Source organism: Mesorhizobium sp. AR07, assembly GCF_024746815.1.
Taxonomy (GTDB): Bacteria; Pseudomonadota; Alphaproteobacteria; order Rhizobiales; family Rhizobiaceae; genus Mesorhizobium.
This window is the reverse complement of sequence record NZ_CP080527.1, coordinates 312238-338419: the sequence shown is the minus strand read 5'-3', so window position 1 is coordinate 338419 and position 26182 is coordinate 312238. Positions and strand designations below refer to the sequence as shown.

General features: G+C 59.7%; 15 protein-coding genes and 4 pseudogenes. 8 read left to right on the top strand and 11 right to left on the bottom strand.

Features of this window, described 5'->3' with window-relative positions:
- Positions 1 to 5 precede the first annotated feature (5 nt).
- A pseudogene (locus BPNPMPFG_RS43645) lies at positions 6 to 2978 on the bottom strand (Tn3 family transposase).
- 40 nt (positions 2979 to 3018) lie between these two features.
- On the opposite strand from BPNPMPFG_RS43645, the gene BPNPMPFG_RS36055 reads away from it, so the two are divergent.
- Positions 3019 to 3717: a recombinase family protein gene (locus BPNPMPFG_RS36055; RefSeq protein WP_183454909.1), complete on the top strand. Its 699-nt coding sequence runs from the start codon at positions 3019 to 3021 to the stop codon at positions 3715 to 3717.
- Positions 3718 to 3810: 93 nt separating this feature from the next.
- Here BPNPMPFG_RS36055 and BPNPMPFG_RS36050 read toward each other — a convergent pair whose 3' ends face one another.
- Together BPNPMPFG_RS36050 and BPNPMPFG_RS36045 are read right to left on the bottom strand one after the other, a co-directional pair.
- On the bottom strand, positions 3811 to 4485 hold the full coding sequence (locus BPNPMPFG_RS36050) for a septation protein A (protein ID WP_258597929.1): 675 nt from the start codon (positions 4483 to 4485) through the stop codon (positions 3811 to 3813).
- A 267-nt stretch (positions 4486 to 4752) separates the two neighbouring features.
- Positions 4753 to 4959, bottom strand: a complete 207-nt coding sequence (locus BPNPMPFG_RS36045; RefSeq protein WP_258597912.1) for a hypothetical protein — start codon at positions 4957 to 4959, stop codon at positions 4753 to 4755.
- A gap of 703 nt (positions 4960 to 5662) precedes the next feature.
- Between BPNPMPFG_RS36045 and BPNPMPFG_RS36040 the strand changes: the two genes are divergently transcribed.
- From BPNPMPFG_RS36040 to BPNPMPFG_RS36030, 3 genes and pseudogenes are all read left to right on the top strand, one after another.
- Positions 5663 to 6112 (top strand): DUF3846 domain-containing protein, encoded by a 450-nt coding sequence (locus BPNPMPFG_RS36040; protein ID WP_258597910.1) that lies wholly within the window; start codon positions 5663 to 5665, stop codon positions 6110 to 6112.
- Positions 6112 to 7107, top strand: a complete 996-nt coding sequence (locus tag BPNPMPFG_RS36035) for an AAA family ATPase (RefSeq protein WP_258598226.1) — start codon at positions 6112 to 6114, stop codon at positions 7105 to 7107. The genes BPNPMPFG_RS36040 and BPNPMPFG_RS36035 overlap by 1 nt, the downstream gene beginning before the upstream one ends.
- A gap of 172 nt (positions 7108 to 7279) precedes the next feature.
- Positions 7280 to 8261: pseudogene (locus BPNPMPFG_RS36030) on the top strand (IS5 family transposase).
- A gap of 1540 nt (positions 8262 to 9801) precedes the next feature.
- On the opposite strand, the gene BPNPMPFG_RS36025 reads toward BPNPMPFG_RS36030, so the two are convergent.
- The 5 genes and pseudogenes from BPNPMPFG_RS36025 to BPNPMPFG_RS36005 all read right to left on the bottom strand — a co-directional run bounded on the left by BPNPMPFG_RS36025 (position 9802) and on the right by BPNPMPFG_RS36005 (position 17810).
- Complete coding sequence (locus tag BPNPMPFG_RS36025) at positions 9802 to 14163, bottom strand: C48 family peptidase (RefSeq protein ID WP_258597902.1); 4362 nt, start codon at positions 14161 to 14163, stop codon at positions 9802 to 9804.
- Between the two features lie 379 nt (positions 14164 to 14542).
- Positions 14543 to 15583, bottom strand: coding sequence for an IS110 family RNA-guided transposase (locus BPNPMPFG_RS36020; protein ID WP_258597901.1), 1041 nt, complete (start codon positions 15581 to 15583; stop codon positions 14543 to 14545).
- Positions 15584 to 15802: 219 nt separating this feature from the next.
- Positions 15803 to 15960 (bottom strand): annotated as a pseudogene (locus BPNPMPFG_RS43330) (transposase); the annotation flags it as partial.
- Between the two features lie 158 nt (positions 15961 to 16118).
- Complete coding sequence (locus tag BPNPMPFG_RS36010; protein WP_258597900.1) at positions 16119 to 16415, bottom strand: group II intron maturase-specific domain-containing protein; 297 nt, start codon at positions 16413 to 16415, stop codon at positions 16119 to 16121.
- Between the two features lie 321 nt (positions 16416 to 16736).
- Positions 16737 to 17810: an RHE_PE00001 family protein gene (locus BPNPMPFG_RS36005; RefSeq protein WP_258597899.1), complete on the bottom strand. Its 1074-nt coding sequence runs from the start codon at positions 17808 to 17810 to the stop codon at positions 16737 to 16739.
- A 122-nt stretch (positions 17811 to 17932) separates the two neighbouring features.
- Between BPNPMPFG_RS36005 and BPNPMPFG_RS36000 the strand changes: the two are divergent.
- From BPNPMPFG_RS36000 to BPNPMPFG_RS35990, 3 genes and pseudogenes are all read left to right on the top strand, one after another.
- Positions 17933 to 19596: pseudogene (locus BPNPMPFG_RS36000) on the top strand (TnsB C-terminal domain-containing protein).
- 5 nt (positions 19597 to 19601) lie between these two features.
- Positions 19602 to 20480, top strand: a complete 879-nt coding sequence (locus BPNPMPFG_RS35995) for a TniB family NTP-binding protein (protein ID WP_258597898.1) — start codon at positions 19602 to 19604, stop codon at positions 20478 to 20480.
- Between the two features lie 5 nt (positions 20481 to 20485).
- Positions 20486 to 20935: a TniQ family protein gene (locus BPNPMPFG_RS35990; RefSeq protein WP_258597897.1), complete on the top strand. Its 450-nt coding sequence runs from the start codon at positions 20486 to 20488 to the stop codon at positions 20933 to 20935.
- 388 nt (positions 20936 to 21323) lie between these two features.
- On the opposite strand, the gene BPNPMPFG_RS35985 is transcribed toward BPNPMPFG_RS35990, so the two are convergent.
- Genes BPNPMPFG_RS35985 through BPNPMPFG_RS35975 form a run of 3 tightly spaced genes read right to left on the bottom strand, consistent with a single transcriptional unit; the run spans position 21324 to position 24935 of the window.
- A complete protein-coding gene (locus BPNPMPFG_RS35985; RefSeq protein ID WP_258597896.1) occupies positions 21324 to 23261 on the bottom strand; it encodes a DUF3732 domain-containing protein in 1938 nt (645 codons plus the stop codon).
- Complete coding sequence (locus tag BPNPMPFG_RS35980; protein WP_258597895.1) at positions 23261 to 23746, bottom strand: three component ABC system middle component; 486 nt, start codon at positions 23744 to 23746, stop codon at positions 23261 to 23263. Before BPNPMPFG_RS35980 ends, BPNPMPFG_RS35985 begins: the two co-directional genes overlap by 1 nt.
- A gap of 1 nt (position 23747) precedes the next feature.
- On the bottom strand, positions 23748 to 24935 hold the full coding sequence (locus tag BPNPMPFG_RS35975; RefSeq protein ID WP_258597894.1) for an ABC-three component system protein: 1188 nt from the start codon (positions 24933 to 24935) through the stop codon (positions 23748 to 23750).
- Positions 24936 to 25372: 437 nt separating this feature from the next.
- On the opposite strand from BPNPMPFG_RS35975, the gene BPNPMPFG_RS35970 reads away from it, so the two are divergent.
- On the top strand, positions 25373 to 26155 hold the full coding sequence (locus BPNPMPFG_RS35970; RefSeq protein WP_258597893.1) for a DUF5623 domain-containing protein: 783 nt from the start codon (positions 25373 to 25375) through the stop codon (positions 26153 to 26155).
- Positions 26156 to 26182 lie beyond the last annotated feature (27 nt).

The following is a 26182-nucleotide window of genomic DNA, read 5'->3' as shown; positions in this document are numbered from 1 at the left end:
AAAGTTCACAGGGGCAGGTCGAAGGGCAATTGTTTCGGCACGAGTGGCGCAGGCCGGTCGTCCATGTCGAGTTCGTACTTTCCAAATCGGCGAATGTGCCGACGGGTGTAGGGACTGAGGGCAGCAGCAAGCTTCGGAGTGACGTGCAGGCCGTCATTGGCCATGGAAGCAAGAGCCTCGGTCAAGTCGGCGACATTTGAAAGCATGATAGCGTTCGCGACCAGGCTGGCATATTTGACCTGCTTTTCCTGCTCGACCGGATCCCCGCTCTTGATGATTGGACCGCCGAATGTGATCCAGTCGAGGAAATCATTGAAGGATTCGATTTTCGTGGTTTCGGCGCGGATGGTGCGCCGGATCTCGGGATTGGCGATATAACGCAGCAGGAACAGCGTACGCTCGACCCGACCGAGTTCGCGGAAGGCTTGGTATAGCCGACTTTTCCGGTTGTGCGATCCGAGTTTGCGCAGCAACATGGAGGGTAGGACCAAGCCGGCCTGAATGGAGAGGACGACCTGCATCAGGTCCTGCCAATGCGTCGAGATCAAGCTCCAGTCGATTTCGCGGGTGAAGAGCCTGTCAATATGCTGGTAGCGCACCGATTTGTCGGGCCGATAGAAGGTGGCGTCACCCCAATTGCGCATACGCGGCATCAGCATGATGCCGCGAAAGCGGGAAAGACCAAAGACAGGCTCGCTTTGACCCTGGGTGTCGGCATGGAGGATGTCCGGCTGGATTGTCGATCGGTTCTTCATGAGGCCGTCCAGGATATGGACCGCTTCCCAGACGCCGCAGGGGATGAAGGTGGTGAACAACGCGATATAGTTGTCAGCGATGTGATGATAGGCGATGCCACCATAGGCACCGTAACGGATATGCTGAGCACCCAGGAGGAGGTTGTTTTCGCGAAGCGGGACGTGCGTGCCATCGGCGATCGCCGCCCGGCCGGCGCCCCAGATTTTCGGCAAGGGGAAGCGATTGTAGGCGTCGATCAGGTCCGTCATTGCGGCTTCGAGCTTGGACGTATTGATATGCTGGGCATTGAGGCGACGCAACGTATCGGCGCTGGCGATAGCTGGAGCATGGCGGGCGGCCTGGACGGGGCCGAGATTGCAACCATAGCCAAAAGTCGTGAAGACATAGCGCTGCTCGGCTCTTGTGAGCTTCGGATCGGCTCCGGAAGGCGGGCCGAAGTGGCGCGTGAAGTTGGTCCAGAAAGTCCCGTCCCTGAGAATATCGAGCAGGTGGCGTTCGCGCATGCGAGCATGGACTTCCATCTCGAAGCCCTGCAATCCTCGGGCAGCGACGTGGCCCTGAGCCGTTTGAGGTGCGGCACGCCGTCAGCGTCAATGGTCAGTTCCGCGTTGGAGGGGAAGTCCGCATCGACCGCCACTGCTGTCGCCGTCAGTTCTCGCCGCAATTGATCGACAAGGTGTTCACCGCTCCCGGGAAGGCCAAGCGCATCGCAATATTCTGCCAGCCGCGCTTCGCAATCCGGCCAAGGCAGGAGCTGAGTCCTGTAATCATCGAAGGTTTCGGCGCCGACAACGAACAGATCCGTTGCTTGCAGCGCGTCCGCCAGATGGATGAAGACGCAGACTTCGAGCGCGCGACGATCGACCACTGTACTGCCACCACGGCGCTTCGCCACGAAGCTTTGCCATCGCTGCGAGGCAAAGCTCAGGTCAAGCGGTCCAGCCAATTCGTCACGGCGGGCGTGACGATGTTCGATCACGATCGACAATGCGTCAAGCAGGCTGCGATCCTGTGTCGCCGAGCGAATCTCCATCAAGTCCAGCAGCTGGAACAAGAGGCTGCGGGTTTTGGCGTGGATTGGCCACAGTAGCGGCAGATCGTTGTTGCGATGCCAGGTGCTGACCGTTTCACATTGCTGCGACAACGCCTCGACGCCGCCCTGCTCGGCCAAAAGAGCGCGGATGCGACGTCCAGTATCGGTGTCGCTCTCGCCTTCCTTAGCCGTTTCCAGCACCTGTCCCAGAACAGCGATCAGTTTCTCCTCGACGTCACGGTGCTGCTCCTGGAACGCTGTGAGCTTTTCCTTGGCGGCGGCCTGCGTCTTTCGGACACGGCGCAACAACATCTCGATCAGTTCGTCACGGCATTGCGCGCGGACCTGTCGCAGAAGGCTCAGGACCAGAAGGTAGCGCCGTCCTGGCCGGGCAATGGCAAGAAGTTCGCTCACCTCCAAAGCCCGGGCCTCGGCGGCGAATTGCCGGAGCTTGGTGTGGGTTATGTCTGCCAGAGGCGGATCAGGATCAATCAAATTGTTCAGCCAGTGGAGGCGCTCGATCCACAGCCATTGTCTCTGGGCGCGCTGGCCCAGGCGTCAGTTTCAACCGGTTGAAAGGGGTTGTCGCGGCTCCCGGCGGGACCGTCAGCAATCCATCCAGAGCCGCGACAACATCTGCGGTCAGCCGAACTGCAACCTGGTCGTACATGCGCGTGTGGACCTGGATTCGCAAGTGGTTGACCAGCCGGTCCAGTGTGCTGAAGGCCGGCAAATCAATCGAAGCCTTCCCCAGAGCTTCAATGCCTCGATTGATCAGGTCCGCCGGATCGCTCATCGTTTCGGCTGCCGCAAGCACGGTGACCGATACCAACTGCTCGGCAGTTTCGGAATAAGCCGCCACGCCGAGATGAATGCGTACCGCCGTCCGATAGCGGTGGAGCGTCGTCTTTTGACGGGTCTCGTCGAGCAACGGGGGCACGGCGTCCAGATCAAGTTGCGCCGCCAGATAAGCGAGCGTACCGACGTGAACGTCGCTCACCGATGGAAAGTAGCCAAGGTCCTGCCGGCCCTTCAGCACCGTCGCCAGTGTCAGGCTACCGGTATCGGTGAGCGCCTTACCACGAACGAAGAAGAGATCGGCTTCATTCAGGAGGTAGCGGACGTTCAGTTCCTCAGCCGTCAGAGGGTCGCCAGGACGCGGGTAAGCGGTGCGGTCAATCGAGGTCATGAGATGTCCAGAAAAGGGTCCGCCGAAGGGGCGACGGAAAGTGTATGAATTGAAGGCGTTAGGACATAGCGATTCGCCGTCCGGAAAGGAAGACATTCTGGGACGCAATCATCGTCACTTCCATGCCAAAAACCGCACGGCACTTTACCTGCGCGTCTCCACGCCGGAGCAGAAGCCCGATCTGCAATATGATGGGTTGCATGGCTACGCTGCGCGCGCCGGACTGGAGATCGTCGGAGACTACTGCGACATTGCGGTGTCAGGCCGCCGCGAGGGACGCCCCCGGCTCAACGCCTTGATGGCGAGTGTTCGTAACCGTGAGGTCGATTGTGTCCTGGTCTGGAAATTCGACCGTTTCGCCCGCTCCACGCGTCACCTTCTGATCGCCCTCGAGGAATTCGATCACCTCGGCGTGCGCTTTATCAGCGTTCAGGATCAGATAGACACCGCAAGCCCCATGGGGCGGGCCATGTTCACCATCATCGCAGCCATGGCAGAATTGGAGTCCTCTTTGATTAGCGAGCGCGTCACCGCTGGAATGCAGGCGGCGCGATCGCGCGGCAAGCATCTCGGACGGCCAAGTCTCCCAATTCTGTTGGTTGAAGAGATCGAGGTGCTTGCCGCATCAACCGATCTGAGCATTCGAAAGATTCAAGAGAAAATCGGAGGAAAAGCCAGTCGCGGCCGCGTTGGTGAAATCGTCAAACGCGTCCGATCGGCAAAAGCGTCGACCGGGTGAACTTTTTACACGTACTTTCAATCTACCCCAACTACATTAAAATGATCGAAATGCGTTCGATTTCATATCCGCGCACCAACGCCTGGCCCCCTCCTATTTGCCGGCTTTCTCTTCCTTCGCGGTCTGGTCGTCGAGCGAATGGCGAAGGATCAGCGGCATCTGGCTGAAAATGAACAGAAGCGAGATCGGCATGATGCCCCAGACTTTGAAGGTAACCCAGGCATCGGTGGAAAAATTCCGCCACACCACTTCATTGGCAAGGGCCAGGAATAGGAAGAACAGGCCCTTGCGGAAGGTCAGCTTTCGCCAGCCTTCGGCGTCGAGGCTGAAGGCCGAATCGAAGACGTCGCCGAGCAGCGGCCTGCCGAAGTAAAGGCCGCCGAGCAGCACGCCGCCGAACAGCGTGTTGACGATGGTCGGCTTCATCTTGATGAAGATGTCGTCCTGCAGATAGAGCGTCAGCGCGCCGAAGATGAAGACGACGACGCCCGAGACCATCGGCATGATCGGCAAGGTGCGCATCAGCAGCCATGAGGCGATCAGCGCGATTGCCGTCGCGGCCATGAACAGGCCGGTGGTGACGAAGATCGGGCCGCCGAATTCGGCCAGGACAGGGAATTTGCGCACCAGCCATTCGCCGCGCGCATTGGCGAAGAAAAACACCATCAGCGGCCCCAGCTGCAGCACCAGCTTGAGCCGAGGATTGACGCCTTCCTTCTTCTGTTTTTGCGGGTCGGACGGATCGCGTTCGAGAATGGGTGGGTTCATGGAATTTCTTTCTTGCGCACAATCTGATCCAAAAAGCCGGCAACTCCTTGGGATATGCTCGTTAGTATGGCGCGACAATTTGGATGGGAAGCGCGACGATCAGGATGAAGAGTTTGGTGGCCGCGATTTGGTGAAGAGGGGCTGTGAATCGGTGAGTTGCAAGAGCTATTTTTGGCGTTGTCACGTTGTTTGAAATGTGGCCGCGTGAGGCCGATACCGCGCTTTTCAGGCAGGCCGTGCACTCACGGCTTCCCACGCAACAACGCCTCATAACTGCACCCTGCCTTTCCGATGTTGCCAGCCGCGTCGAAGGTTGGCGCTGATCTCCTTTTCGATGTCTACACTGAGCGTGAGATTGCCGAACGGAGCTTTGCGAAGATAGGCCGGCTTGTCGAAGTGAGGATCCCGGACCTCGCGCAAGCCAAGCTGATCTATCCAGTCGTCGAATGAGGGTTCTGCCATATCCCGTGCCAATTGGCCCCTTGTCCAATATAATCTATTCAACCGCATGTAGCCGAAATGGGTAAGCAGTTACCCCTGGCAACTGGTATCTGGTGCGGTAGTCTCGGTCACGCCGCTTCGTGGCCGCGCTCTATGCCTAGCGGCACGGAGCCCGGTTTTCAACCGGTCTCCGCCCATTCGGGTAACGATCGCTCGTGCAGGCTGCTTCCCAGCCGGATCGTCATCATCAGTGAACCAAATTGGCGGCATCATCCGTTTACAGCGCGGAGCAAATTCAGCATAGTGCGCCCCCGCACGATAGCTCTGAGTTGGTGATGGCAAGTCGCTAGCCCTTCTTGTCATACACCGCGGGGGAGCCGTCCTGGCGTAAGCCGGCGACGGCTCCTTTCAGTTCAGAATGACGGCCGCGATTGCGGCCGACGTTGATTAGCTGAGAGAGGGAAAGAGGGCTCCGCCCTCTCTCCCTCGCAAACGAAAAAGCGGTCTCCCCGTCCTTCCTCCGCGCGGCCAATGCCGCGCTCCGTGCAGGATCGGCGTCGATCCGCATGCGCGGATCGGCGCCGACCCTCCGGCTTCGTCTGCGGGCGGGCGAACCCCTCCGCTTTTTCCCTTGCCTCCCTCTCTCCCGCTGTTCCGCACGAGCTCGGCAGCAGGAGCGGGCTCCTGCCCCTCGGGCAAGAGCAAGACCGCTTCGCGCAGAAAGAGGAGCTAGACCATGAAGCAGATCGCTTACCTATTGGACCCCGAAACGTCGATCTTTCGGGCGGTCGAGTTTCCGGCCGGGAACAGCTACAAACCGCTGTATGAACTGATCAGCTGCCAAATGATCGAGGTTGTGCGTTTCGATGAACGGCATACCCTGTTCGTCGACGAGGAAGGATTACGCGACGGGTTGACCGCCTTCACCATTTTTGAAGGCTATCCGCAGCCATTGGCCGGGAAAATCGTTCTCGTTGGCGGCGATGGAAGCGAGCCCTACGCCTCTCCCCTGATCAGCGTTGAAGATGCAGCAGCCAATTTCAAGTGCTGTCGCCCGGTACTCGACCCCGTGTTTGCGACCGGCGACGAAGTGACGGCGGGAGGGCTGATCACCGCAGGCGTGTTGATGGGCTTGCAGGTTCGTATCGAGCGCCGCGCTCCTACCATTGTGGCAGGAGAGGCGTGATGACAGTCGCCATTGTCGAAAACGGGACGCTCGTCATCTCGGTTGGAAGCTTCGCCGCGAGTATCGCGGCGAAGTCCATCGAACACCAGTTCGACGCCCTCACCCATTTTCCGGACCGGCGCGCAAACATCGAACTCGACGAGCTTGCAGCGCGTCTCAATGACTTTGCGGCCTATGTCGAGAACCTGGCCGACAAGGGCGATATTGCACCCGAGTTTAATGGCGTCGCCGAGGTCGAGGCGTTCGCGCTGCGTCATGTCGATCTGGCTCGGCGGTTTTGGGCGGCGGAAGGACGGTGCATGAACTGGTTCATCACCGGCCCCGCACGCTTTCCCGTCGCCCGCAACGAAAAGCGCATGAAGGTCGCAGACGCCCGCCGTGCCGATTTGGGCGCGCATCCGGTCGCAGCCCGCAAGGCCGTTAAGCGGAAAGCCTTACCGCATGGGGCGGATGACGAGCCGATCCGCTCGGGAGATCCCGCTGCCGTCGAGAAGATCAAGGCCAAGATCGAGGCGCTGGCGCTCTCCATCGACAAGGCCAAGGCGGCGAATGCGATCATCCGGCGCATGGAGAAGGACGGCGCGGATCGCGCGGAAAGGTCAATGCCGAACGATGTCGGCGAGGCGCGCCGCATCTCAACGGCGTTTCTTAAGTTTCTGGAGGAGGATCGCAGCACCAGCCTGATCCTCGCGGCGACCAATCACGCCAAGCTTCTGGATCGTGCATTGTTCCGGCGTTTCGATGCGATCTTCAACTATGACCTGCCAGACGAAGCGCAGGCGCGGGCGGTGCTCGCGAACAATCTCACCACATTTGATGTGACGCGCCTAGATTGGGATCGACTTATCGCGGAAGCGAAAGGCATGTCCCATTGCGACATCGCGCGCGGCGCAGCCGATGCGGCGCGTACCGCCGTGCTGGACCATGATGGCGATCTCGATACCGATCTGCTTGTAACTGCGCTCGCCGATCGCCGCCGCGGGCACGCGGTCTAGCCGGATTTTCCAATCGCACAATGCCTAAGCATCCCCATCTCTTTGTCGGCCGGAAGCGCAGAGGAATTCCGTTTCGGGGGGTCCCACCTGTCATCAGGAGGCGTTGTTGCGTGGATCACCCGGCGACTGATATTGAGCGGTGGTTTTCAGTCTCCTGATCCGGATTTCGACGATGCCGCACAAGTTCAATGCCGATCGGCGGGACAAGATTGCCAAGCAGAAATATCAAGTGACGAATTGGCCGGCATATAATGAAAGCCTGCGTCAACGTGGTGATTTGACCATCTGGGTGAAGGATGAGGCCCTGTCTTTATGGACGGCGCGGAGGCGGACATCGCGGGGTGGTCAGCCGAAATACTCGGATCTGGCGATTACGTTGTGCTTGACCCTGCGCGTCGTCTACGGGCTGGCGCTACGCCAGACCCAAGGCTTGATGCGCAGTGTCGCGGCGCTGATGGGGTTCGATATTGCCGTGCCTGACTTCTCCACCCTGTCTCGCCGGAGCAAAGGGCTGGCGTTGCCGTCGACAAAGTCCCGAGCCACAACATCAGGTCCGGTCCATCTGGTTGTCGACAGCACCGGCTTGAAGGTCTTCGGCGAGGGCGAGTGGCTGGAAAACAAGCACAAAACCAAGGCCAAACGCAAAAGATGGCGCAAACTGCACCTTGGTCTCAATCTTGTCAGTGGTGAGATTGTTTGTTCCGATCTGACCGTGGATGATGTCGGCGATCCGACAGCGTTACCAGGACTTCTGGACCAGATCGGTGGCCCCGTCGAGAAGTTCATTGCCGACGGCGCCTATGATGGAACGCCAACCCGAGATCTTCTGGCGACACGCTTTGGTGAGATCGTGGAGGTCATTATCCCACCTCGCAAGACTGCCGTTGCCAGCCCTCAATCGGTGCTGGTTCCATCTGTCCGCGATCGCCATATTGCAGAATATCCAGACCAAAGGGCGGATGGCATGGCAGAAATCCACCGGCTACAACAAGCGCAGTCGCGCTGAGACCCAGATGGGTCGATGGAAGGCTGTGATCGGGCCCAAACTCAAAGCGCGACATTTTGACAATCAGAAGACTGAAGCGAAGATTGGCGTCCGTGTTCTTAACCGGATGACAGAACTTGGCCGGCCCAAGTTCGAGCGCGTTGCATAAAAAAGCAGTGGATAGGGTTGCCTCGTCCAAAGTCTGATCCATGCAACAGTGCTGCAAATGAAAGGGTTAGCGGTCCAAATTCTCGCAATTTCATGATTTCGGGTGCGGGGATCAGGATCATCTCGCCCAGATCGGCGCGGGTGCTCACACCTGCGGCCCTATGCCGCCACGCTAACAGCAACACACGGCTGCGCAACTCGACCGGCCCCGGCGATCGCCTGTTGCCCATCCGCCCTCAGACGCGCAATTCTCAACCGAGGACTCTGGCGTCAGCCGGTGCCAAAGCTGGTCACAGCATTTTGTCCGAGTCCGATTGACGACAATCTGTGTTCAGATCCAGACATCCTACGGGTTAGGATCAAGCCGGCCAGGGGGCGACTCCTCCGATTTGTGGTCGCTGCTCACAACCCGTTTGGTGGCATGCCAATTGCATATTCATAGCCATGATACGTGTTCCGACATGGCCCGTCGCGCAGTCTTTAGCCCAGGAGTTCACATGACATTCGTCCGAACGCAATACAGGCTACGCATCCCATGGGACGCCCCAGCTCCGTTGGATCTCGCTGCGATCGGCGGACAGGATTGCCATCCCGAAGACCGCTTTCAGGCTGTTGTCAGCTAGGGCTGCCATAAGGGTTCTCGTAAAACAAACATTCAGGAGAACTTATGACTCGACCACATGAATCGGCCGCTTCGCCGGCTCTCCCAACGGGACATAACACCAGATCCTCTTCAATCCGTGATGATCCAAAAGGAAAACGAAAAATGCCTACCTCAGAAAAAGACGCTGTGGGCCGCTCGAGGCTCCAGAAATTGCGGTCTCACTGGCCACGAACGATACTTGCTGCCACGGCGTTGGCCATTGTAATGACCGCTCCAGCTCCAGCCGTCACCCAAGACGCTGACAAGAACTACTCCGACCAAAGCTCGGTTGTTGAAGGCTGGGGTTGTATACTTCGGGCATTGTGCATTGGCCAGCCACCGGTGAAATGATCGCTATCGCAGCTGTCGCTTTGCAGTTAATTATGAGAATCGCGTGTCAACGATTTCAGTTGGTTAGCTGTGCACTTAATCTGAGAACGTGCACTTAATTTGATAATCAAACCAGGTCATTGGCATTTAATGTGAGAAGCTGTGTCGCGGCGTAACGGCATCGATTTTACCCAACACGGCGGATGAAATTCAATGGATTCATGACCTTCACGCTGATGCGAGTGCAGTTAAATTGAGAATCTGAGCTACCCCATTCTCGCAATTAACTGCCAAACCTAACCGAAACGACCGCATTCTCACGATTAACTGCCAAGCGACAACTCTTAGTAGACACAGAGCAGCAGGTGACGCGCGCTAGAAGCCGCAGCCGGGCAACGAGCGACGATCCGGTGTCGCTCTGCTGGCCAGATTACATCTCCCCGACCAGTAGGCGCTGCACGTGTTCTTGCTCCTTGCCACCATAGTTCAAGTCAGACCGGGCCTGCGCCTCTACACGAAGGGCTTGCCTGCCCCGTGATCCACATCCCCTCGTCCGCCGACGCAGCGCTTACCCTTGAGAGCGAGGGAGCCACGGCGCCTTGGCCGGCTCATGAACACTGTCTCTTCCCGCATCTGGGGTCGAACTACTTCGTGGCGAAGAGGCGGCGGGTTCATCATCCAGCAGTTGCCAGAGTTCCGCTGGCCCGAATGCTATCATTTGTGGGGAGGCAGGCTGATCATCCAACAGCAGCCGGAGCTCCCCTGTCTCTTCCTCGTGCGGCAAGCGCCCCCTCAGCCGGTCTTGCAGCGCCTGCCGATCGGCGACGAGGTTGTCGAGGTGCAGCGGCTCGTGATCCGGCCGCTCCCCGTCGAGCAATCGTCCAACCAGCGCCCACGTGCCGTCCACCACAAAGACGCCGCAATCGTAATCGTTGCCCTGTGGGGGCATGCGGGCTGGCATCAAGGTGGCGTTCAGCAGTCTCGCGAGCTGTGTTGCAGGCATGTCGTTGTATCCCTTTCGCTGGAGGGAGTCGTAGTGATAGGCGACCGGTCTTTCCCGGTTGCGGCGATCAACGAGCAGCAGCGACCAATGGGTGCCGAGGTTATGCTCAGTGGCATTGTTCACGGGCAGGAACAGGAAGTCGGCTGTGTCGTTGCCATTGTGATCATAGAGAATGCGCTGCAATGCGTATAGCCTGTCGATTTCGCTGGAACTGCGCAAGCGCAGGGGACCATTGGCTATGAGGGGGTCCACCAACCGCGTCTGGCCGGCGAGCGTCGGATTGATCCCCCGCAGCCGCTCCTCCAGCAAATGGTAATCTCTAAGAATATGGGCGTCGCTCAGCCACTCGTCGGCGCCGAGCACCGACCCGTTGGGGACCTTGGACGAGGCTGCCGGATCCAACGCCCCGATCTGGGCATCCGAGGAGGTGGTGGTCGGCCTCGTCAGATCAACCACTGGAAGACCGCGGTAGGTTTCTGGCAGCCTGGCGGTTGCTGACGGGGCGGGTTGGGGAGCCCTTGCCAGTGGCGCTGGCGCAGCTTCACTCATCGGCGAAAGTCGCCCGCGATGGATGAGCCGAACGTCATCGGGCCCTCCCGGCCTGAAGACGGCGGCGGACCCTGTCGCTTGCATCATGGGCTGCCACTCCGTCTCGCGAAGCATCTGCTCGCGCGGACGCACCGGTGCAGAATGAGCATCGTCGCGCAAGTCGGACGGCGTGGGCGCATTCAGATCAACAAAAGACTGAAGACCGCCGAAGGTGCCTGAACGAGCCCTTGCCGGTGCCGCTGGCGCAAAGTGAGCATCGTCGCGCAGGTCGGACGGCGTGGGCGCATTCAGATCAACAAAAGACTGAAGACCGCCGAAAGTGCCTGAACGAGCCCTTGCCGGTGCCGCTGGCGCAAAGTGAGCATCGTCGCGCAGGTCGGACGGCGTGGGCGCATTCAGATCAACAAAAGACTGAAGACCGCCGAAAGTGCCTGAACGAGCCCTTGCCGGTGCCGCTGGCGCAAAGTGAGCATCATCGCGCAGGTCGGACGGCGTGGGCGCATTCAGATCAACAAAAGACTGAAGACCGCCGAAGGTGCCTGAGCGCACTCTCGCAGGGTGCGCTGGCGCAAAGTGAGCATCGTCGCGCAAAACAGGGGCAATATGGCCTTCAAATCCCAACTCTCCGGCGCCCGATTTCCGCAGTTGCACCAGCGCGGCGTGGATCCCTATGTAACCACCGGGATGGAGCTTGGCGTCATCATCCAGCGTCTTGTCGTTAAGCCGAGCGGCAATGCCCATCTTCCCATTTTTCTGCAGGTAATCACTAAAACGTTTAAGAGCAGACGTATACCTCATGACTCTATCTCTGTCGGCGTTTTTCGCAGACGGAGTTGCATTGTACAGTTTGATGAGGGCTTCGTCCTGGGCATAGGGATTGCGGAGAGCGTGTCCTGCAATTGGCACGCCGCCGGCCTCCGCAGTCTTGAGATGGCGCATCGGCGCTTCGAGGGACGGACCACCCGATCGCTCGTACTGCTTCAAATCCTGTTTCAGTGTCGTCTCGTCAAGGCGGGTAGCAAAGCCCTGCTTTCCGCTGTCAACGAGCCAACGGGCGAACTGCAAAAGAGGATTTACATTGAGCCTGAAGGTGGTCTCCGCTACCTTGCCCTTGCGGAATGCTGACTCCAGCACCTCAATAAGGGACGCATCTTGGGAAAAAAGAGCACGCTTGTCGCTACCCACGGTAACCAGTGTTGAATTTTGGGTCCGATCGGCAGGACGCTTGAAGCCGTCAAGGTCCTTCTTCGGCGCATCAGGGTTGTTGAGTCGGCCCCGCCGGATCTGCGCTTCGTTGATAGCGGGCCGCAACGAGGTGGCGGCCTGCATCAGCACGCGAGCGCCTGAGTTCCCGCTTTCGCTCAGCAGGCCCTGAACGGCGATCTCTGGCGGATTGTTTAGCGTGCTCTGTCTCTTCGCCGGTGCGCCATCCTCATCGGCCCGATCCGCGGCACTACCCAAAAGCCGCTCCTCACCGAAACTTTGCACGGGCAAGTGGGCCGCTGATGGTAACGCCGGTTCTTGGATCCGCCGCCGCACCAACTCCTCGCCCAACCACGCCAAAGCTTCATCGTCCGAGGAGGCTGGCACGGGAGAAAGCCCCTGCGGCGCGCCGGGTTGTCGAGCGCCCTGGTGATGAACCGGTACTGGCCCGGTAAACGGCGGCGGAAAATCAGGCGCTGGAACCCAAGCATTGAGCTCGAATGGTGTGGGCGGATTCTGACGGACCATTGCCTCGAACCCGCCGTCCTGCCGCCTCGGCAGGACGTTGCTCCCGGCCAACTCGTCCGCGGCCGAATGGCGGTCGTGGCGCCCGTTCAAAGCATGCACGGCTCCTGCAGAAGCCGGCGGCTGATAATGGCTCGCACTTGACCCTAGAGATGGCAGTGGGCCGGCCTTAGCCACTCCCTCCCAAAGTAGATCCTGATCGTAATCTTCCATAGGAACGACGAATCGCGAAGCGATAGCGTCATGCGGGGCACTGTGCTGCGCAGTGGCGCCTCCGATGCCTCTAGGCTCCGACTGCAGCCTTGGGATGTATTCGGACTCGCTCCCGGGCATCAATGCGCCCACCTCGTAGGTGGAGGGCTGGATCGGCCTGCGGCCGCCTAAATTGCCGATCCCGCTCAGCTGCTGCTGAATGGCGACGGCTGGCGGCGCATTCAGGTTCCTCTGCCGCTTCGCTGGCCTCAACAGCGCTGTGGAATGTTCATTGTTGATGTTGACCCACTCGGTTGGCAGGAGGTTGCCCCTGTCAGGCGCGCCAGGCGAGCGCCGAATCTGCTGTTCGCTAAGCGCTAACAACGGCCGGGCGGCAGCCTCAACCCCAGCCTGCCGAGAGCCGGATGGTCCGAAAGCACCCGCGCCGATGCTGTTGCGGTTATTCAGTCCAACGGGCAACTTCCCTGGAGCGATAAAAAATGACCGGGCTGGTTGATTATCCTGCTGTCCCCGAAGCTCCTTTCGCCAACTGCCAGCTTCGTGCGACGCGCTGTGCTGCGCAATCGCCTCGCCGACCCGCCTCGGCTCCACCAGTGCCGCGTCCTCGGGATCAGGAACGGGGGGAACCCGGCGCTCGAGCTCCATCGCCTTAGCGCCGGCCTGCGATTTTCGGAGATGCGGCAGTGCGTAACCGATGTTTGGATGACCACCGGCGTCCTCTTTATAGCCCTTGACATCTCCATCCAGCTTCTTGCCGGAAAGCCGACCAGCAATGCCCTTCTTGTTGTTTTGACGCAGGTAGTCACTGAAGCTCCTAAGATCAGCTGCATACCTCTTGCCGGTATTTGTCGCCACTTCGTTTTTGTACTCATCGATCAGGGCCACATCCTGAGGATACGGAATCAACTCAGGGGGGCCTGCGATTAGCACGATTCCGCCCGTCGACTGCAAGGTCCGGAGATGATCTATTGCCAGACCGAGGGTCTTGGGATTACGCTTTCCGATGAACTCGCGCACATCATCGGTCAGCGACTGATCGTCTAGCCGGTCCTTCATGGGATCTTTGTTGTTTGCGAAGAGCCAGCGGCCAAAGCGGAGAAGAGAACCTAAATAGACCCTGGCGGTGTTCTCGGCGGCTTTGCCCTTGATGAGGGCCGCCTCAAGGGCCGAAATAGACTCAGAATCCCCGGGGTGAAGAGGGCGATTACTGTCTTCATCCCTGAAATGAAAAGGGCGCTTGCTGAGCCTTTTCACAAACTGAGGCGGCTGCGGCGCCGAGCCGGTCGGCATTGCTCCACCACCTCCACCTGAATTGGCGATCTCGCTCAGTTGCCGCTCAAACGCGGCCGCACCTGCGAACGGAGCCGCACGTGAGCTATCTTGCAGGCCGGCCCTGTTCGATTGTCCGCGCACCCGCTTGGTTGAGGTGAAATCCATCCGTTCTCACTTTCAGCAATATAAGCCAGTTTGAAGCTGGGCTTGGATGTGCCATAGGGAAGCTGTCAAGAACCTGACGACAACGTGCCCGCTAAGAGTCCTCTCTGATTGGGGTCTTTGAAGTCAAGTTGCTCCTGCTCTTTTCCGGATCGTATCGTCCGCGGGTCACGCGCTTCTCTTCGCGGTCAGCACTCGGGCCGCCGCATGATGGGTTCAGGAGAGCAAAGGCGTCTCAATCTGTGTCACGACCTTTGAAGGCTTTAGCCCCAAGGCTCTGGACTCTCAACGAGATCGCCCTTGCCCATCGTCCACACGGACGATCCGGCATCACCCTTGCGGGCGAAGGTTTGTTTCTTGGCCCTCCAGCTGTTGTCTCACTTCATGCCGCCGCTGCGGAGACCGGTTGTTTGCCGTAGCGGAACTCGGTCGCGTCACTCCACATACGATGCAGGATAACGGCGAGTTTGCGCGCAACCGCGACCCGGGCGCGCGCCATGCCGCGTCGCCTGGCGATGTTCATGCCCCATGCTCTGAGGCTAGACCATTTCTTGCTACGCACGAGCAGCGTATGGGCCGCTTCGTAAATCGCTGTACGGGCGAGTTCGTCGCCGCATCGGCTGACCTTGCCTTGAATGTCGGTTTCGCCCGACTGGTAGCGCGCCGGGGTCAGGCCGAGATGCGCGCCCACATTTCTCGATCGCCTGAAGCGGTCGGGCTGGTCGATCGTGGCGCGGAAGGCGAGCGCGGTGATGGGGCCAACACCGGGAACGCTCATCAGCCGTCGGCAGACCTCATCCTTGCGAACGAGATCGAGAACCTGCTTCGTCAGGCGGGCGAACTCTGCGAGCATGGTGGCGAGGATCGTCAGCAGCGGCTCGACCAGCGGCATGACGACCGGGTCTGCGCCAGCCACGTCGCGCACGCGATCGGCGAAGGCGGTTCGCGACGGCGTGCCCTGCTTGAGGCCGGCCTCCCGCAGGATCGCCCGCACCACGTTCTCGATGGTCCGCATTTCGTTCAGCACCGTGCGGCGGGCAACGAGCAGGGAGCGCCACAGACGGCATTGCCGCCTCTTCACATGCACCTGCCGATACCAGCCGGTGCGCATGATCTGCGCCAAGGCGCGGGCATCGTTGCGATCGGTCTTGTTCGGCATCGTCTTCATCGCCGCATTGGCGGCCCGCGTCTCGATGCAGATCGCCGGCAGACCCTCGGCGCGCAGTTCGTCATGAAGCCAGGCCGTCAGCGAACACGCTTCCAGACCCACCCGTTCCATCGGCAGATCGACTTCCCGCAAGGCGGCCGAAAGCGCCTGCGGCTCGCTCGCCGCACGCATTTCCTTCACGATCCGGCCGGTTTCGTCGACCACGCAGATCGCGGTCTCTTCCAAAGACACGTCAAGTCCGGCAAAATACTTCACGGCTGCTCCTTCCCGATGTTTGTGGCGCTCCAAAAGCGACCACGTTCTAACATCCCGACACAAGCAGCCGCCCTCTTTCGGGCTCGGCCGAGACCCCAATCACCATCCGTTTTGAAAATCAGGGATGTGCATTTCGTCGGATCATGTTTCCACCCATGGCGACAGCGCCTATGATCGGCTGAAGCTCATGGACAAAGCCGCCTATCTCGACTTCGTCGCGGCGAACAGATGTTTCACCCAGGGCCAACGCTTGCGGATTGCCGTCCAGGACCGCCTGAGCCCCGGCACTGTCGGAGATGTCGGCGGTGGTGAAGGTTGACCATCAAGAGCCGCCCATCCGGATCGACGGCAATGTGGCGCTTGCGGCCGATAATCTGTAGAGTCAACGACTGGCGCGGTGGCGGTGGGTTCCGGGGAGTGTTGGCCGGCGGCTTCGCCTCGTGCCGGTGCCTCAGTCCGGACCGTCGCTCCGTTTCCAGTCGCTGCTCTTCAAACTGGACATGGGGATCTCCCGCATCCAGCTTTCCGACTGGCTTCATCGTAAGGCCCACGGCGGCGACCCGCGCTGCCGGCGACGAAGACGCACCACGCCCAGTTTCTCGGAGATGTTGGTCCGCGAGACCTGTTTCGTGCCGCGCCCTTGCAGCTTATGCCGTTTGCGCAGGAAGTTGCTCACGCGGTCGTAAACATAACCGTCAACGGCTTCATAGGCCGGCGCTCGGGTGCCGTAGCTGAAGTAGGTCGACCAACCGAGCAAGAGCTGGTTCAGCCGAACACGCACTGGCCATGGCCCCTTGTTACCCGGTCGTAGGAGTTCGCTGACTTTCGGCATGACGCGTTGCACGCTCTTCTTGGACGGGCTTCATGACGTCCCGGCCGCCGAGCGAGATCGTGCCGTCGGTCCAGGTTCATCCAGTTCATAGCCTGCCGCCTTGAAGTATTGCGCATTCGCCCAATTCGTCGGCCTCCGTCTCCGGGCCCCCGCTGCTTTTCTCGAAGGAGACAACGACGGCCTCCTCTTCAAGCGAAAGACCGTCGACCGCACCTCCCTCGGACGACCAGTTGGAAGGTAGGCCGCGAGTCCGCTTCTCCACCGGGCAACTAACTTCTGATTGGGGGCGTAGCACTTGGAGAGCTGCCTCAGCGGGGCAACCTAGACAATCCCCCACGCGCGAAACCGCCCCCTGCCCGTCATCTCGCGCAGGTTGAGCTCGCCGACGAGATTGAGCGCCCCCTGCTTCGACACTTTTAGCGTCTCCTGGATCATGCCGGTGGAGACCAGTGGGCGCGAGAGCACCAATTCGACCAGGTCGGGCAGTTTCGAGCTGGCGCGGCGCTCGCGCAACCGCCGCGCCATCTGGTTTTTTGCCAGCACCAGCCGGTCGTGCTCCTTCAGGCCGGCCAGCGCCGCCTCGTGGATCGCATCGAGAAAAGCCAGCAGCCGATCGCCGCGGTTGCGCGAGCGCCGCCGCTCGCGCGGAATGTTTTTTTGGCCAAGATGCAGGCAGGCGAGCTGGTGGCCGGCAAGCCCCTCCTGCCGCAGCAAGGCGGCGCAAAACAGCGGCCCGAGCCAGGCGGCATGCTGCAGCACTTCGATCTCGGTCCAGGCCTCGAGCAGGATCGCGGCGCGCAGCACCGACGGCAGTTCGCGCGTCTCGGCGAGCACGGCCTGCCATTCGGTGAGCCGTTCTTCTTCATTCCAGTCGAGATCGTAGACCAGGCCGTTTTGCGGCTCCGGCCGGTCACGCAGTGACGTTTCCTGTTTTCGAGCAGGCGCCTCGGCGCCGCTCAAAATCTTCGATGACCGTGCCAGCACGGCATCGATCTCGGCGAATTCTTCGGCCAGCAGGTCCGGCTCCTGCGCCTCCATCGCCCCATCCGTTTCCGCTTCGGGCGCAAAAACCCCCTGCCCTTCCCGGCTTTTTTGGCCTGCCGCTGCCGGCATGGCGCCGCCGCGGCCGGTCAGGGCCAAATACCCGTCGCGGCCGAGCGCCCAGGCGGGCTTTTGCGCAAAAATGCGGCGGCGGGCGCGCAGCACGGCGTGGGCGCGGGTGAGCTCGTGGGTCGGGGTGCGGATGTCCATGTGGGCGTCGTGCAGGACCAGGTCTTCGGTGTGGACGAGCTCGCCCTCGAGCCACAGCGCGGCGGCCGCGTCGGCAAAATTCTGGCGTTCGACAAAACCGTCGCGCACCGGGCTGGTCCGCACCCGCTCGTCGAGGCGGGCCAAAACCTCGGTCGCTGTGGCTTTTACTTGCGGATTTCAATCCGACAAATGTCATATCCCCGTTGGCTTCGGCTTGTATTTGAGCGACTGATTTCACGCTAAGAATTTCAATTATCTGGTGCGCCTTGCCGAAGCTATCGCACAACAAAGGAGTATCCGGCGCGTCCAGAACCGCTGCGGGTGATCCCGCTGAGCGCTGGTTGCTCGCGCGACGGATCGCACGCGAACTGGACAAGATTCTCGATACCGCCGCTTCGCGTCGGTCGGCGATTGCGCGGACGGCGGTGGAACTCCGGTTGTCGACGCGTCAGGTCTACAATCTTCTGGCGCGCTATCGCGACGATCGCACGGTGACAGCGCTGCTGCCGGTAGCCGGAAGACCGCGCCGGAAGCGTCTGCCCAAGGAGGTCGAGACGATCATCGCGGCGACGCTGCGCGAGCAGTGGCTGATACTGGAAGCGCCGCCGCTTGCCCCTGTTGTCGCCGAAATCCGCGCGCGTTGCGAGGAGGCCGGCTTTCGGCCGCCATCCTATGTCGCCGTCGCGCGGCGCATTCCGACCCTGTTCACGCCAGAGGAAATAGCCAAGGGGCGGTCAGCCAACTTGAAGCATCTTCACCGCCTGAAGCCGCGACCGGGTTATATCCACGCGCCGCGGCCCCTCGATGTCTGCCAGATCGACCACACGCCGACCGACATCAATTTCGTCGAGGTGATCGACGGTGCCGGAATTTTCGTCGGCCGCGCCTACCTGACGATCGTCACCGACGTCTTCTCGCGCTGCATTCTGGGCTTTTGTCTGACGCTGGAAAAACCGTCTTCCCTCTCCGTCGCACTCTGTCTGGCGCACGCAATATGCGCGAAGGATGGGTGGATGGCCGCACGCGGTCTCGATCATGACTGGCCAATGTTCGGCCGGCCGCGCCGGCTTGTCACCGACTCCGCCAAGGAGTTCAAAGGGCGGGCGTTTCAGCGCGGCTGTGAGGACTATGGCACCACATCCAATATCGTGATCGCGGGCGCGTTCACCAGGGCGGTGTGGTCGAGCGTCTCCTGGGCAAGCTCAATGCCGTGCTCGCCGCACACCCAGGATCGACTGGACGATCGGTGGCCAACCGTGACGAATATCCGTCGGAAAAGCGCGCTTGTCTGAGCTTTGCCGATCTCGAACGCTGTGTGACGCTCGCTATCATCGATCATAATCTCCATGAAAACGGAAAGACCCTGAAGGTGCCGCTCACCGAGTGGCAAGCACGTGCCGCGGAGCTGCCGCGCTTCAATGACGAATCGCATCAGGTGCTGCTAACGTTCCTACCAAGCGCCGAACGGCGCCTGACGCCGCAGGGCATCAGCATGTTTGCCCTATTCTATTACGCGCCGTGGCTCGGCTCGTTGGTGCCGGAGCGTGACCGGTTGGGGAAACTGGAGGTCCGCTACGATCCGCGCGACATCAGCAATGTCTATGTCCGCGACCCGGCGAGCGCCGCGTTTCGTCCTGTGCCTCGCCGTGACGGGATATCGACACCGGTCACCTTGTGGGAACACGAAAGCGACCGCGCCAACCGCCGGGTGGCGAATTCCCGGTCGAATGTCGAGAAGGTCCAGTTTCGCCGACAAATTGCGACCATAGCGGGGACCGCCAAGGCCAAGAAGGCGGAATTGCGCGGTGCCGCACGCGCCGTCCATGCGGCGGGAGCACCCAAGCTTTATGAGGCGATGGCGCCGTTGCCGCCGGCCCCGGCCGAGCACCCGGTGCGTCAGAAGCGGCGGCTGCCGGTCGAAGAATGGTAGCGGGGATGGCCGATCATCTCCTCGACCATGTGCGGCCCTATCTCGATCGAGACACGGAGGAGCGGGTCGCCTTCATCCGCGCGCCGCGCTGGATCGGCCATCACACGGCGCTGGAGGCCCATGAGCGGTTGGCCGATCTGCTGTCTCGGCCGGCTACGCTGCGGACCAATGGCCTGATGCTGGTCGGTCCTTACGCCAACGGCAAGACGATGATCGCCGAGCGGTTTGCTGTCGAACATCTGAAAACATCGCCGGAGCAACGGGTCTTTATCGTGCAGACCCGCGAGGGTGCCGGACTTGCCCACTTCTATGCGAGCGTTCTTCAGGCGCTGAAGGCGCCAACCGGCAATGTCCGGGATGTCGGCCGGAAAGCCGCGCAACTCGATCATCTGCTCGCCAGCCTGGCGCCCAGAATTCTGATTTTCGACGAATTCCACAATGCATTGCGCGGCCGGACTCGTGACATTGAGGCAATTTTCGCCTTTCTGCGCCGGCTCGGCCGGGTCCACGACATTTCGCCGGTGCTGATCGGCGAGGTTGCCGTCTACGACTTTGTCAACGCGACCGACGAAATGGCAAGCCGGTTCGAACTTTGCGCCGTCCCGCGCTGGCAATACGGTGAAGAATATCTGGCGCTTCTTGACAGCCTCGAGGCGGCGCTGCCGCTCGCCAAGGGTTCCGACCTGTCGGAGGAAAAAATCGCGCGCAAGATCTTCTCGCTTTCCGAGGGTTTGATCGGCGAGGTCGTCGCCATCCTTACCAAGGCGGCGAGCGTCGCCGTCCGATCCGGTGCCGAGCTCATCACGATGGCGATGATCGATCGGCTGGGCCACATTCCGCTCTCGGCCCGTCGTCAGGCGCCGGTGCGCGAAGCCCTTCTATAGCGGTTATGATCAGCAAGGCCGAGTTCGCGATCGAGGTGCTGCCGCGCTACCGCCAGATTCATTCCGACCGCTGGCCGATCGCGGTCGTGCCACAACCAGACGAATTGCTGTCGAGCTGGCTTCATCGCCTGGCGCTCGCGAACGGAATCGCGCCGCGCCATTTCGCCAGTGTTTTTGAACTGGGCGGCGGCATGTGGTCGGCCCGCCTCGACCTTTTCCTGCCCGACGGCATGTCGCGCCTGCTTCATGACCATTCCGGCATAGCGTGGGAAACGTTAGCGCAGATGGCCTCTGCGCAAAATGCGCTTTCGCCCCTCCTGCTGCCACTGCGTCAGACCAGCGGCAGCAGGCGCGCGGTAGGCTGGCTGAACCCACATGAGTTGCAAAGCCGTCCGCCAAGACGATCTTGGCGTGGAACGTTTCAGTGGCTAGATCGGCGCCGCCATAGTCAATGATGCGTGTCGCGCTGACTTTGACCCGGTGACTCCCCTTGCCGTAGTCAAGGGGTGAAATGCGCCCCAAATCACCAGCAGGCGCTCGGTTGCAGTGGTGGTCTCGAATAGTCCGGTCGCCCATTCGGCTCCAATGCGGTCGATGAAGGGATTATGATCGTGAAACGCTCGCGCGCCAGGCTAGCCAGGTGCGCGAATGCATCGGTAGTCCGGTAGTCCTAGTGAGCGCGACATATTTGCTAGCGATATCGGTGAAGAGGGCGTCAGCTAGTCGGCTACCGTCAAGGGGAGCTCTCCGCTTCCCACGCATCTTGAAACAAAGTTGAAGGCAGGCGAGCCCGCCACTATGACTGTCATCGACTTACGGGCGACCATCACGTCGGGCGGTTCATCAGGACTGCAGGTTTTGGTTCAACCAATCTTGGGGCACCAGGGATCCTCCCTCCCACCAGTCGTGCTTGAGGTGGTCTGTGAAACGCGCGTCGTTCTCGAATTTCGCGTGGTCGGTGACGATAATCTGCATCTGGCCATCAAGTTTTTCGACGACGTCGAAAAGCCACTCGTAGATTTTGCGGACCTCCATCCAGTCATTGTCTTCTGTCTCCCCGTTAGCTGAAGGGAAATAGACCTGTGACGGCTGATCGAGGATCAAAAAGTTAGGGACGGGCCGCTTGTTCGAGGCAAACCATTCGTGGAGAGCCAGATGGCCGAGCAAGTGATACCAGACCCAGTTCCGTCCGCTGCCAAAGCGCGAAAACGGAATCGTCTCGTCTGCAGTCTCGCTGACAAGCCTCGGCCCGCGGAGATCAAATGTCAGAAAACCGTTCGCGTATTCGAGACGTTGCTCGCGAGCCCAGCGGGTGATCTGCTGCCCGATACCGCCGAGGAAGGTCGCGGTCTTCGCACGTACGTCTGACAGGTTAGTCTCTGATTCGAGTTCTTCGATGTCCGTGACCAAAGAGGCCTTCTCAAGTTCCATCGCGACACGTGTCTCGTCGTCGTCGACCGATATGAGCCTGCGGAACATGTCGATCATGCCAGAAAGCCGGGCAACCTCGTGTTTCTGCTCCAATAGCGACTTGATGGAGTCTTCCTCGACCTTCAAGCGTTGAACCTCGCGCCTAAGCGAAGCGATTTCCGACGTGAGATTGGTGACGGCGGCACGGTGTTTGGAGAGTTGTTCCCGGACATCGGTCTTGTCCGAATTCACCATCGCAAGTTCGACTGCAAGCGTTTCCAAAGATTGCTTCATATCCGCTACAGCCGGTGTGACACCCTCTAGCCAGCTTTCGCAAACCGGGCATTGCTTGGAATCGTGGTCATCTGCGAGGAGATGCAACGCCGTCAAACGTCGCCGCTGCTCGTTGAGCGCGCTATCGACGACGTTTTGGTCGTTCTCAAAACGCTCCAGAGCGTCAATCTCTTTTTTGAGATCTGACCTTTCACGAGTCTTATTCAGTAGCTCAGTATTCATCTGCTTGAGGACGTCAACGTCCTGACCGTCCGCTAATTGGCTACTGGCGAAAAGAGTGGTTTGGAGGGCCGAAGAAACTCTCTCGAGTATCTGTGCCGTCGAGCTCCTAGCTGGGATGTCGGATGTTGCAATCAAACCCAGCCGGGTGCTTTCCGCCACAATTGATAGGAGTTCCGTGTCACGATTGGCGGCGATCGATACGCTGCGTTCAAGCGCACGCTCGACCTCTCGCAGTCTCTTCCGCTTATTGCGGAGTTCGGCTTGCTTTTCGATGATGGCAGGGGAGATTGCGCCGAGGTAGTATGGCAACGTATCTCTTATCGTCTGAGCGAGTTCGCTTTGACGATGGAAATACAGGTCCGGGTTGGCGATCTCATTCTGCTTTTGGAAGCTGTAGATAAGACTTGACCGGAAAGTAAGCTTTTGTCGGTCAGCCGTGCCGTCGGCCCGAGGAAGAAGTGTGACTCCCACGCCTAGAAGCGATCCGATCTTTTCTATAAGATCATCCCGACGAGCATTCGGCTTCAAATCACTCAGAGGCGGCGTTTCGTGGTCCGGGTTTGGCCGCACGAAGAACTCATTGCTCGCCGTCCTCCCTACGGGGACGCTACGGCGGGCAACGAATAACCTTTCCGCTCCAAAATCCAGTTTCAAGGCGAACCATGACACGGCATTCGAGATCACACCTGCCGGGATCTCGAAACGCGATGCTCCAAGACAGTAATCGACGACGCTTAGCAGTGCAGACTTTCCCCGACCGCTTGGGCCAGTGAGGATGTTCACGCGACCTAGGTCGAACGAGATTTCGTTGATCCTGCCGTCAAGGGAGTAAAGGACCACGCTCTGGATTTGCATTATGGTCTTACTCCTATCTGTTGGTAGATTTCTCTCTCGTCTCCTACCTTCGCGAACCACTTTCCGACAAATGCGGCCGCCGTCTGGTCGTCATCAAGGGTTTTGTCCGACTTCAAGATCGGAGGCCCCTTGGTGGCCGCAATCAGGCGGCCGTTCTCAGTCGAGACCCAGTTCGAGCGGAGCGACGTCAAAACGGCCTCCTTGACCTGCGGAACAAGGGACTGCGTAGATAAGATCAGGTCGGTTCGAAGTTCCGGGTGATCCCTCAGCCACTTCGAAAATCGGGTAGCGATAGTGCGGGGAAGGGCATTCCGGATATCGGGATGCAAGGCTATGGCGACGCCGGGAAACGCAAGGGCTAGCGACATGCCCCCATTAGTAACGCTATAGCCCTTGGCCATGCTATACACGAGGACGCCGAGATAGCCCGGATTAAAATAGTTGGCGAAATCTGTCTGCCGATCGTTCCAGGGAGCAAACGCCATATCATTCGTCCGGCTTGAATTTCGCGGTCCAATGAGGGTGCCAACCGATCACTGGTTCGTTCGCCATGAGGTGTAAGACGCCGCGCCGTAGATAATCGAGCTCGACGTCCTTGAGCTTTGCCTGACTTCCCGAGAGTGAGCCGCTTAGAGCGGTTCGGCCGAGCTTTTCTAGCTCAAATTCTACGCCGTCCCGGCCAAGGCAAGCGTCTGCGTCAGGTTCGATCGCACCGAATTTTGCTGCCCAGTGACCGTAAAGCTGATCCTTGAACTCTTGTAATTCCTTTGGCTGCAGCCGCAGGCTCTCAATCCAGCGCTTTATGTGCCCATCAGCCTTGTAGACATCAAGTAGCGCCCCGGCGACCGCCGTCTTGTCCGGAGCGTGCCCGATAGCCATCAATTGCCGAACAAACAGCCTCTGCAACAGGCGAGCCTTTTGGTCGGCGTCCGGGTCCGTGATGTCCTCGAATATAGGCAAGCTCGACACGACATACTGGGAAACCAGATCCGTAATTTTCTCTTGGAGCAGCTCTTTACTGATCGGCACTTTCTCTTTCGTTCTGAGGCGCTCGATCAAAACCCAGTACCACCAGCCAACCAGCGACTGCGCCAAGCGCTCCAGATTTCCGGTCGTAGCACCCGTCAGGCTTAATCGCTTGACGATCTTCTGGCGAAGGCTCTCGATAACCGCCACCCCGGGCACTATGGTCATGTTTCCAATCAGCACGTCGCGGGCGGCTTCTGGTAATGCCAAGAAAGGCTCGACGTTCTTCTTCATGCTACCGGTCGTTCCGGCCTCTATCTCCTTCGCGATCTGCATGAGAAGGCCTTTAGCAGCCTTTACGTGCCTCGTTCCTCCCGCGATTCCCTTGGGCGCTAGATAATCGACGAGCATCGCAGAGGACGACGACTGGGCAGTGGTGAGCAAAAAGAACGAGGTCTTGCTTGGATCGACAGCGTCGTCCCCGACGAGAGAGGACCATATGCGGATCGTTTTCCACAAATCAGCACTTTTGTCGGTGAAGGCCTTTGCCTTGGCGGGGTCGTGGTGTTTCAGCTGCAAAAGCTCAAACGCGTCGTCCTTCCCTCCGACGACCACGTCGTCGAAGGTTTCCACCATGAAGCCTTCCGCCGGATCATCCGTATCCAGGGCTCGAAATAGCGCGTACTCACATTGGTAGACATATCCCACCAAGGAGTCTGCTGCAGAAAAACTCTCTATCCCAGACAATCGCTACCTGCCACCCAAGTCGAATCGACCTTGTCCTTAGCTTGGCGATCTCTCGCCGCAATTGCAATTTCAAGCCGTTACTTCTGGAGTGTTTTCCATAGTAAAAACAGGTAGTTTCAATCCTATTTGAATTGCGCAGCAAAAGTTGCTCCGACAACCAGCTGCGCCACCCGCGAAATGCATTATATTGACCTGACCCGCCACTGATTTTTCATCCGCACGTCGTGCCTCAGACCATGTGGTCGATGGGTATCGACCAGACTCTGCGAGCGCGGCTTTGGACATCGCTTGCGGAGCTGCGAGGGTACTGCAGTTCATGGACATCACGGGCCTGCAGCCATCCAAGGCACACGTCGAACCCGGAGCGGAATATCTGGCCCGCCTGCCTGGACGTGATCATGGAAGTGCCTGGTACGATCCCGTCGCAAAACATCACGTTGGGGCCGACGAACCTTACGCAGGGAGTGCTGCGTCGAAAGAGCGTGACGCCTGGGCGCGGCGACACAACTGGTCGCTCGCAAGGCCGGAATGAGGCGGGGATGTACTATCCGGCAGGCTGTGAACTTTACCTGTATGCCGATGCGTCGAAGGGATATTCGCTTGATGGGCTTCTCAAGGCGCTGTCCAAAGGCCCTTCACCGATCGTGCCGGCGAATTGTGACCGGGTCGCCATCGACGGTCACGCTCCTTTTGTGACTCCGGGAGAGAAGGCTAAAGCCGAGGCGAAGCTCGCGAGAAACGTTCAACGAAAAGCTACCCCGCCACGCGGTCCCAATACCACTGTCGAGTACCGGCTGCCGCTCAGCGGCAAGCGGCGCCGGCGTCCGAAGGCGGCGATGCCGGTGGACGCGCATGCCAGGATAGGCACCCTGCTGAAGGGTGTGCTGACCGACATGCGAGCGCGCCCGGGCGTCTACAAGCGCGTTGATGCAGTCCGAAGCGAGCTTGATGACTGGGTTCAATGCGAACACGATCGGGCGGCCAGGCCCGATGCGGTGTTTTTCGACCTCTACTACGGAGAGAATTCCGCCGGAGGAACGTCAAAAGCTGGCGAACAACACATCGAGGACCTCCGCCTTGCACAGTCCATGCTGATGCAACACTATCCGGATTGTGCGCCGTTGATGGATCTCGTGGGAAAAATCGATCTTGCCGCCATATCGCTCGAGAAATTGCGGTGACGATAGCGGTCGTCCGGACCAGGCACA

Coding starts and splice junctions, on each gene's coding strand:
- BPNPMPFG_RS35970 (WP_258597893.1), top strand. CDS start 25,373: ATGGAAGTGCCTGGTACGATCCCGTCGCAAAACATCACGTTGGGGCCG.
- BPNPMPFG_RS36040 (WP_258597910.1), top strand. CDS start 5,663: ATGAAGCAGATCGCTTACCTATTGGACCCCGAAACGTCGATCTTTCGG.
- BPNPMPFG_RS35995 (WP_258597898.1), top strand. CDS start 19,602: ATGGCCGATCATCTCCTCGACCATGTGCGGCCCTATCTCGATCGAGAC.
- BPNPMPFG_RS35990 (WP_258597897.1), top strand. CDS start 20,486: ATGATCAGCAAGGCCGAGTTCGCGATCGAGGTGCTGCCGCGCTACCGC.
- BPNPMPFG_RS36050 (WP_258597929.1), bottom strand. CDS start 4,485: ATGAACCCACCCATTCTCGAACGCGATCCGTCCGACCCGCAAAAACAG.
- BPNPMPFG_RS36025 (WP_258597902.1), bottom strand. CDS start 14,163: ATGGATTTCACCTCAACCAAGCGGGTGCGCGGACAATCGAACAGGGCC.
- BPNPMPFG_RS36010 (WP_258597900.1), bottom strand. CDS start 16,415: ATGCCGAAAGTCAGCGAACTCCTACGACCGGGTAACAAGGGGCCATGG.
- BPNPMPFG_RS35985 (WP_258597896.1), bottom strand. CDS start 23,261: ATGCAAATCCAGAGCGTGGTCCTTTACTCCCTTGACGGCAGGATCAAC.
- BPNPMPFG_RS36035 (WP_258598226.1), top strand. CDS start 6,112: ATGACAGTCGCCATTGTCGAAAACGGGACGCTCGTCATCTCGGTTGGA.
- BPNPMPFG_RS35980 (WP_258597895.1), bottom strand. CDS start 23,746: ATGGCGTTTGCTCCCTGGAACGATCGGCAGACAGATTTCGCCAACTAT.